This is a genomic window from Mesorhizobium sp. M1088, from assembly GCF_040318575.1.
GTDB lineage: Bacteria > Pseudomonadota > Alphaproteobacteria > Rhizobiales > Rhizobiaceae > Mesorhizobium.
This window is the reverse complement of sequence record NZ_JAMYMO010000040.1, coordinates 48,871-56,923: the sequence shown is the minus strand read 5'-3', so window position 1 is coordinate 56,923 and position 8,053 is coordinate 48,871. Positions and strand designations below refer to the sequence as shown.

Here is an 8,053-nt window from a genome sequence, read left to right as displayed (position 1 = left end):
TGGCGGGGCCGGCAGCAATCTGGTGCTTGGGGTGGGGGGGTCTTTCGCGCGGGCGCGCTTGGCGCGCGACCGCCAGTACTCCGGTGCTTGGCCGCGCGCCCGGGGCTATCGCCGGGCGCGCGCCATTCGCAAAATCAGGCTGCCTTGCTCAGAGATCCAGCGGACGACTTGCCAGTGCGGCGGTCCTGCTCGATCTCGAAGTTGATCTTCTGGCCTTCGACCAAGGTCGACAGTCCAGCACGCTCGACTGCGGAGATGTGGACGAAAACGTCCGCGCCGCCGCTGTCAGGCTGAATGAAGCCGAAACCCTTGGTGGAATTAAACCACTTGACCGTACCTGTTGCCATTTCGATAGTCCTTTACGTTTGCTTTAGTTTGACTGGGCCGAAACCCAGCCGGTTTGTATCGAGATTTTGGAGATAGAACGTCAGCAAACGCGAAGATCGCGAGGCCCGGATCGATCGGCCGAAATATCAATGGACCGCATATAATATGCCTTCGCGCAAAAAACAAGACGGGGCGGAAAATGGCGCGACGGCAACGCTGCCCAACGGCCGCCCCAATCGCGTGAGAGCGTCGTCGCTGCGCGCCTGACGCGGGAGGATCGCGACAGCTTCGGGCACGGGTTTTGGGGAGAGGGACATGAAAATCGTTCTGCTTGCCGCTTGCCTGACGCTGGTGGCCGCCGAGGCGCAGGCGGTCTCGCGCTACGACCCGACCCGCATGAGCTGCGGCAAGGTGCAGGCGACGATCGCGCGCGAGGGCGCGGTCATCCTGCGCTACAGATCGGCGCGCGTGCCGGGGCTGGCGCTCTATGACCGCTACGTGCGCAGCCAGCAATTCTGCGACATCGGCGAGGTCAGGGCGCGGGCCTCCGTGCCGAGTGCCGATACGAATTCGTGCACCGTCTATAAATGCAAGCGGGTGGAATTCGATCGGCGCTTCCGCCGGCGGCTGCTTCCGGATTAGGCTGGTCGAGATGGGTGCGCCGGGGTACCGGCATCACCTGAATATCAGCACACCTAAAACCCGAACGACACCTGCGCCGGCGGCGGCGGGCCGACGCGCACGCCTTCCATGGCCAGCATCTTTTCCTTGGTGGCCGAGCCGCCGGGCGCGGAAAATCCGCCGATCTTGCCGCCGGCGGCAAGGATGCGATGGCAAGGGATGACCAGCGGCACCGGGTTGGCGCCGAGTGCGGCACCGGTTTCGCGCGCCAGCCCGGCATGGCCGGCGCGCTTGGCCAGTTCGCCATAGGTGGTGGTTTCGCCGAAGGCGAGTTTTCGCGCCGCGTCATAGATCGCCAGGCGGAACTCGTCGACGCCGCTGAGATCGACCGGCACGCCGGAGAAATCGATATCCTCGCCGGCGGCATAGGCCTTGATCGACGCGATCAGCTCGGCAACCCATTGCGGCTCGGGCTTCGCTGCTTGGTCGGCGGCGGCATGGCGCAGCAGCCGGCGCTCGACCGCGTCGCGATTGCGCTGCGGCAGGCAGAGCCGGGTCAGCCCGGCTTCGCTCCAGGCGATACCCATGAAGCCGAGCACGGTTTCGAAGACCGCGTGGCCGGCGGTGGCATGAGAGGCGTCCATGGCGTGCTCCTTTCCGGAATCCTTCGAAGTACAAATCCAGAACAATATCGCATTTCGCGGCCCGGCTCGCCACCCGAAAACCGCCGGGTACCGCGGATTGCCCGGGGAAAGATGCTGGTGTAAGGACTTCTTAACACCCGACGAACCGGACCCGAGCACCGCTTGCCAGCAAAATTCCTCTTTCCCGTCCTTGCGGCGGTGTTGGCCGTGGCCGCTCTCAGCGGTTGCACCTCGACTTCGCCGGTGACCCCGACGCCAGCCTTCACCGAAAATACGGCCAATACCGATGCCGGCTTTACGTTGGCGCTGCCCGATACGGTTTCGGTCTTGCCGGAGCCGTCCGGCGTCGCCCAGACGGCTGCGCTGCCGATCGAGCCGGCCGCCGCCTTTGCCGGGCCGACGCCGCTGGCGGCAACTACCCCCACCGTCATGACCGCCAATGCCCTGCCTGTTACCGCGACGCCAGCCGTCGCCATGCCGGTCAGCCAACAGACCGAGGCCATGCCCGGCGTTCAGCCGGTTTCCTACACGGTGCCGCAGGACCCGGCCGCTCTGGCCGCGACCGACCCCACCGAGGGTCAGTCCAACGCCGGCGGCCGCAGCGAGATCGAGCGGCTGATCGAGAAATATTCCGCGCTTTACCAGGTGCCGGTCGATCTGGTGCGCAGCGTCGTCAACCGCGAGAGCACGTTCAACCCGAAAGCCTACAATCACGGCCATTGGGGGCTGATGCAGATCAAGCACGCGACGGCGCGCGGCATGGGCTATGACGGGCCTGCAAGCGGCCTGTTCGATGCCGAGACCAATTTGAAATATGCGGTGAAATATCTGCGCGGCGCCTGGCTGGTCTCAGGCGGCAATCCCAAGCGCGCCGACCGGCTCTACCAGAGCGGCTATTATTACGACGCCAAGCGCAAGGGGATGCTGGGCGAAACCGGCCTCGGCAGCGATAGCCTGCGCCGCCGCATGCAACCCGATGCCTGAGCCGCGCCCGCCGGCGCCAAACGACATCCGCCTGCGCAAGATCCTCGACGACACGCTTCTGGCGCCGCGCTGGCCCGAAGGCTTTTTCATGCGCGGCTTCGAAGCCGCCGATGCACTCGCTTTGCATGCGCTGTTGACCGCGGTGTTCGACGACGGCGCCGACGGGCCGTTCGACGAATGGTGGCCGCGCATTTCGGCCGATGCGGAATTCGACCCAGCTTTGTGTTTCCTGGTCATCGACGGCAAGGGCCTGCTGGCGGGCGCCGCGCTCTGCTGGACAAGAGGCTTCGTCAAGGATCTTGCCGTCCATCCCGAGGCGCGCGGCAACGGCATTGCCGAGGCACTGATGCGGCACGCGTTTGCGGTGTTTCAGGCAAGGGGTGCTGCGCATGTCGATCTCAAGACCAATACCGTCGAGAACGCGGCTGCGGTCAGGCTCTATCAGCGGCTGGGGACGGTCGAGGTCGATTGGGCGGCGTGAGGGGTCGGGGCAAGCGGGCGCTCGACCGTAGAAGTCGGCGCCGCCCCTCATCTGCCTGCCGGCATCTTCTCCCCGTAGAGGACGGGGAGAAGGGGGCTGGCGGCAAACTCAGCTCCCTTTCTTCAACTCTGGAGATTGGCGAAATCCTTGGCGAAGGCACCTTTCTCCCCGTCGCTATACGGGGAGAAATGCCCGGCAGGGCAATGAGGGGCAGCGCACACCTCATGTGATTTGACGCTGCCGCGCCGTGACCTACCCTCCAATCGAAATGAACCGAGGAGACGAGCGATGCAGTCACCTTTCAACCGAAGCGTCATGCTGGCGGCGGTGATGCTTGCCGCCGGCACCGCAGCTTACGCCCATCACGGCTGGTCGTGGACGCAGGACGGGTTTTTCGAACTCAAAGGCAAGATCACGGCCATCTATATCGGCAACCCGCACGCCACGCTGGATGTCGACGCGAAGGGAGAGGCCTGGCGGGTGGAGATGGCGACGCCGTCCCGCACGATCGCCGCCGGCTTCACCGAGGAGGTCGCCAAGATCGGCGACGAGGTGACCGCGATCGGCAACCGCTCGCGCGACGAGACCGAAAAGCGCATGAAGGCGGTCCGCGTCATCGTCGGCGGCAAGACCTATGACGTCTATCCTGACCGCGTGCCGCCGGCCTGAATGGACGGGTTTTTCGCCGGCATCGAGCAACTCGCTTTGGTGCGGGGACTGAAGGCCTCCTTCGTCGCCTACCCCATCGTCAATGCGCTCCACATCATGTCGATCGGCGCGCTGCTGACCAGCGTCTGGCTCATGGATCTCAGGATCCTCGGCGCCTTCCGCTCGCTGCCGCAGGCGCCGTTCATCGCGCTGCTGCGCCGCACCGCATTGGCCGCGTTCGCCGGCGCGCTTGTCACGGGCTCGCTGCTGTTTTCAGTCAGGCCGAGCGAGTATGCGGCGATGCCGGTTTTCCTTGCCAAGATGGGACTCATCCTGCTCGCCGGCGTCAACTTCCTGGTCTTCATGCGCCGCGCAAGAGGCGGCGACGAGCCGGCCGGCGGGGCCGCAACCGTGCTGGCTGTATTTTCGGTGGTGCTGTGGACGTCCGTGCTTTTCGCCGGACGGTTTATTGGGTTTCTCAACTAAGCCGGGCGGCGGCACTGTTGGCCGATTTGGCGACTAATCTCGGGAGCTCCGAGTTATGCGTTGCGGACCCGGCCAGGACCCGCGCGCCATCGAAACGTGCGAGGTCCTGTAGAACCTGAGGGATTTTACCTTGGAGGGCAGGGTGGACTGGTACGAGCAGCTAGAGACTTGTGGCCGCGTCAGGCTTTTGTATGGTTCATCCCTGCTTCGAAGCCGATTGAGTGAGCCGACATGAGCTGTCCAGGAACCGGGACAGCGCCCCCTCTGGCCTGCCGGCCATCTCCCCCACAAGGAGGGAGATTGGCTAATCGCCTAAGCAAAATACTCCTGCAAGGGGCGCACTTCCAGGCTCCCCGCCTTCAGCGCCGCGATCGCCTCGGCCACCGCAGCCGCGCCCGACAGCGTCGTGTAATACGGCACTTTCTGCATCAGCGTCGCCCGGCGCAGCGATTTGGAGTCCGACACCGCTTTCTGGCCGTCCGTGGTGTTGAAGACGATCTGGACCTGGCGGTTGCGGATGGCGTCCTCGATGTGCGGGCGGCCTTCCAGCACCTTGTTTATCTTTTCGGCGACGACGCCGTTCTCGGCGAGGAAGCGGGCGGTGCCTGAGGTGGCGAGCACTTTGAAACCCTGGCCGGCGAGACGTTTCACCGCCGGCAGGATGCCTTTCTTGTCCTCGTCGCGCACCGAGACAAACAGCGTGCCCGCGCGGGGGAGATCAACACCCGCCCCCAGTTGGCTCTTGGCGAAGGCCAGCGCGAAGTCGCGGTCGAGGCCCATGACCTCGCCGGTCGAGCGCATTTCCGGGCCGAGCAATATGTCGACGCCGGGGAAGCGGGCGAACGGAAATACCGCTTCCTTGACGGCGATGTGGCCGGGGTTGCGCGGGTCGGGCATGGCGCCGTAATGGGCGAAGGCGTCTTCCAGGCTTTCGCCGGCCATGATGCGGGCGGCGATCTTTGCGATCGGCCGCCCAATGGTCTTGGCGACGAAGGGCACGGTGCGCGATGCGCGCGGGTTGACCTCCAGCACATAGACGGTGCCGTCCTTGATCGCGTACTGCACGTTCATCAGCCCGCCGACATTGAGCGCACGGGCCAGCGCTGCCGTCTGGCGCTCGAGTTCGTCGACGAGCTCCGACGGCAGCGAGTGCACCGGCAGCGAGCAGGCCGAGTCGCCCGAGTGGATGCCGGCCTCCTCGATGTGCTCCAATATGCCGGAGACGTAGGTCGACCTGCCGTCGCAGAGACAATCGACATCGACCTCGATGGCGCCCGACAGATAGGTATCGAACAGAAGCGGGTTCTTGCCGAGCAGCGTGTTGATCTGGCCGGTCTTGTCGTTGGGGTATTTCTGCTTGATGTCCTCCGGTACCAGGCCGGGCACGGTGTCGAGCAGATAGGACTGCAGCATGCTCTCGTCGTGGATGATCTGCATGGCGCGGCCGCCGAGCACGTACGACGGGCGCACCACCAGCGGGAAGCCGAGCTCGCCGGCGACGAGGCGGGCCTGCTCGACCGAGTAGGCAATGCCGTTCTTCGGCTGGCTGAGGCCGAGCTTGTGCAGCAGCTTCTGGAAGCGGTCGCGGTCCTCGGCCAGATCGATCATGTCGGGCGAGGTGCCGAGGATCGGGATGCCGGCCTTCTCCAGCGCATCCGCCAGCTTCAGCGGCGTCTGGCCGCCGAACTGGACGATGACGCCGACCAGTTCGCCCGACGCCTGCTCGGCGCGCAGGATCTCCAGCACGTCCTCCGGCGTCAGCGGCTCGAAATAGAGCCGGTCCGAGGTGTCGTAGTCGGTCGACACGGTCTCGGGGTTGCAGTTGATCATGATCGCCTCGAAGCCGGCGTCGCGCAGCGCAAAAGCGGCATGGCAGCAGCAATAGTCGAACTCGATGCCCTGGCCGATGCGGTTGGGGCCGCCGCCGAGGATGACGACCTTCTTGCGCGACGAGACCTGCGCCTCGTTGGCGAGCGCGCCGGCAAACGGCACCTCATAGGTCGAATACATGTAGGCGGTGGGCGAGGCGAATTCGGCGGCGCAGGTGTCGATGCGCTTGTAAACCGGATGAACGTCGAGCTTGTCGCGTATCTTCTGGATCTCTTCGACATCCTTCCTGACCAGGGAGGCGAGGCGGGCGTCCGAAAAACCCATCGCCTTCAGCATGCGCAGATTGGCGGCGTCCTCGGGAATTCCGTGCTCGCGGATGCGGGCTTCCATGTCGAGAATGCCGGCTATCTGTTCGAGGAACCACGGGTCGATCTTGCACATCGCGTGCACGTCTTCGAGCGAAGTGCCCATGCGGATCGCTTGCGCCACCATGCGCAGCCGGTCCGGCGTCGGCGTGCCCAAGGCGGCGCGGATGGCGTTGCGGTCGTCGACGTGGCTGGCAGCTGTCGTCCCATGGCCGATGCCGGGGATCTCGATTTCGTCCAGACCGGTCAGGCCGGTCTCCAGCCCGCGCAGCGCCTTCTGCAGCGATTCCTGGAAGGTGCGGCCGATGGCCATGACCTCGCCGACCGACTTCATCGAGGTGGTCAGCACTGGCTCGGCGCCGGGAAACTTCTCGAAGGCAAAGCGCGGGATTTTTGTCACGACATAGTCGATGCTCGGCTCGAACGAGGCCGGCGTTGCTCCGCCGGTGATGTCGTTCTCGAGCTCGTCCAGCGTGTAGCCGACGGCGAGCTTGGCGGCGATCTTGGCGATCGGAAAACCGGTCGCCTTGGAGGCCAGCGCCGACGAGCGCGAGACGCGCGGGTTCATCTCGATCACCACCAGGCGGCCGTCGGCCGGGTTGACGGCGAACTGCACGTTGGAGCCGCCGGTCTCGACGCCGATCTCGCGCAGCACCGCGATCGAGGCGTTGCGCATCATCTGGTATTCCTTGTCGGTCAGCGTGAGCGCTGGGGCGACGGTGATCGAGTCGCCCGTATGCACGCCCATCGGGTCGATGTTCTCGATCGAGCAGACGATGATGCAGTTGTCGGCTTTGTCGCGGACAACCTCCATCTCATACTCCTTCCAGCCGAGTACGCTCTCCTCGATCAGCACTTCGGTGGTCGGCGAGGCGTCGAGGCCGGACTGGACGATCTCGAAGAATTCGGCGCGGTTGTAGGCGATGCCGCCGCCGGTGCCGCCCATGGTGAAGGAGGGGCGGATAATTGCGGGCAGGCCGACATGGTCGAGCGCTTGTGCTGCAATCGCCATGGCATGGCTGATATAGCGCTGCTTGCGGTCGCCTTCGCCGAGGTTCCAGCGCGTTTCCAGAGCGTCGAGCGCGGCGTCGAGATTTTCGGGCTTCTCGGCCTTCAACTCGGCGCGTTCGGCCTCGTGCGTCTTGCGGTCGGCATTCTTGACGTCGGTGGCGTTGGCCAGCATCGACTTCGGCGTTTCCAGGCCGATCTTGTTCATCGCCTCGCGAAACAAAGCGCGGTCCTCGGCCTTGTCGATTGCGGTGGCGTCGGCGCCGATCATCTCGACCTGATAGCGGTCGAGCACGCCCATGCGGCGCAGCGACAAAGCGGTGTTGAGCGCGGTCTGGCCGCCCATGGTCGGCAGCAGCGCGTCCGGCCGCTCCTTGGCGATGATCTTGGCCACCACTTCGGGCGTGATCGGCTCGATGTACGTGGCGTCGGCCAGTTCCGGATCGGTCATGATGGTGGCCGGATTGGAATTGACCAGGATAACGCGAAAACCCTCTTCCTTCAGCGCCTTGCAGGCCTGGGTGCCGGAATAGTCGAATTCGCAGGCCTGGCCGATGACGATGGGGCCGGCCCCGATGATCAGGATCGACTTGATGTCGGTGCGTCTTGGCATGTCGAGGGTCCGTTCGGCGGGCGGCTTGCACAAAAAGCCGGACGGG

Annotated in this window: 8 protein-coding genes; 5 read left to right on the top strand and 3 right to left on the bottom strand. The window is 64.9% G+C overall.

Annotated features, from left to right (window positions below; all coding sequences use genetic code 11):
* Positions 1-134 precede the first annotated feature (134 nt).
* Complete coding sequence (locus NKH49_RS28965; RefSeq protein ID WP_023678332.1) at positions 135-347, bottom strand: cold-shock protein; 213 nt, start codon at positions 345-347, stop codon at positions 135-137.
* A gap of 295 nt (positions 348-642) precedes the next feature.
* Between NKH49_RS28965 and NKH49_RS28960 the strand changes: the two genes are divergently transcribed.
* Positions 643-969: a hypothetical protein gene (locus NKH49_RS28960; RefSeq protein WP_352623128.1), complete on the top strand. Its 327-nt coding sequence runs from the start codon at positions 643-645 to the stop codon at positions 967-969.
* Positions 970-1,022: 53 nt separating this feature from the next.
* On the opposite strand, the gene NKH49_RS28955 is transcribed toward NKH49_RS28960, so the two are convergent.
* Complete coding sequence (locus tag NKH49_RS28955) at positions 1,023-1,592, bottom strand: methylated-DNA--[protein]-cysteine S-methyltransferase (protein WP_352928971.1); 570 nt, start codon at positions 1,590-1,592, stop codon at positions 1,023-1,025.
* Between the two features lie 162 nt (positions 1,593-1,754).
* Between NKH49_RS28955 and NKH49_RS28950 the strand changes: the two genes are divergently transcribed.
* The 4 genes from NKH49_RS28950 (at position 1,755) to NKH49_RS28935 (ending at position 4,191) form a co-directional block, all read left to right on the top strand.
* Entirely contained in the window at positions 1,755-2,576 is an 822-nt protein-coding gene (locus tag NKH49_RS28950) for a transglycosylase SLT domain-containing protein (RefSeq protein WP_352928969.1), read from the top strand.
* Complete coding sequence (locus tag NKH49_RS28945; protein WP_352928967.1) at positions 2,569-3,057, top strand: GNAT family N-acetyltransferase; 489 nt, start codon at positions 2,569-2,571, stop codon at positions 3,055-3,057. Before NKH49_RS28950 ends, NKH49_RS28945 begins: the two co-directional genes overlap by 8 nt.
* 288 nt (positions 3,058-3,345) lie before the next feature.
* On the top strand, positions 3,346-3,726 hold the full coding sequence (locus NKH49_RS28940; RefSeq protein ID WP_352475083.1) for a DUF6152 family protein: 381 nt from the start codon (positions 3,346-3,348) through the stop codon (positions 3,724-3,726).
* Entirely contained in the window at positions 3,727-4,191 is a 465-nt protein-coding gene (locus NKH49_RS28935) for a DUF6644 family protein (protein WP_352475085.1), read from the top strand.
* A 312-nt stretch (positions 4,192-4,503) separates the two neighbouring features.
* On the opposite strand, the gene carB is transcribed toward NKH49_RS28935, so the two are convergent.
* Positions 4,504-8,007: a carbamoyl-phosphate synthase large subunit gene (gene carB / locus NKH49_RS28930; RefSeq protein WP_352475086.1), complete on the bottom strand. Its 3,504-nt coding sequence runs from the start codon at positions 8,005-8,007 to the stop codon at positions 4,504-4,506.
* Positions 8,008-8,053: the final 46 nt, after the last annotated feature.

Bases quoted from the DNA above. Each gene is read 5' to 3' on its own strand.
- NKH49_RS28960 (WP_352623128.1), top strand. From the start codon at position 643: ATGAAAATCGTTCTGCTTGCCGCTTGCCTGACGCTGGTGGCCGCCGAG.
- NKH49_RS28955 (WP_352928971.1), bottom strand. From the start codon at position 1,592: ATGGACGCCTCTCATGCCACCGCCGGCCACGCGGTCTTCGAAACCGTG.
- NKH49_RS28940 (WP_352475083.1), top strand. From the start codon at position 3,346: ATGCAGTCACCTTTCAACCGAAGCGTCATGCTGGCGGCGGTGATGCTT.
- NKH49_RS28945 (WP_352928967.1), top strand. From the start codon at position 2,569: ATGCCTGAGCCGCGCCCGCCGGCGCCAAACGACATCCGCCTGCGCAAG.
- NKH49_RS28965 (WP_023678332.1), bottom strand. From the start codon at position 347: ATGGCAACAGGTACGGTCAAGTGGTTTAATTCCACCAAGGGTTTCGGC.
- NKH49_RS28935 (WP_352475085.1), top strand. From the start codon at position 3,727: ATGGACGGGTTTTTCGCCGGCATCGAGCAACTCGCTTTGGTGCGGGGA.
- carB (WP_352475086.1), bottom strand. From the start codon at position 8,007: ATGCCAAGACGCACCGACATCAAGTCGATCCTGATCATCGGGGCCGGC.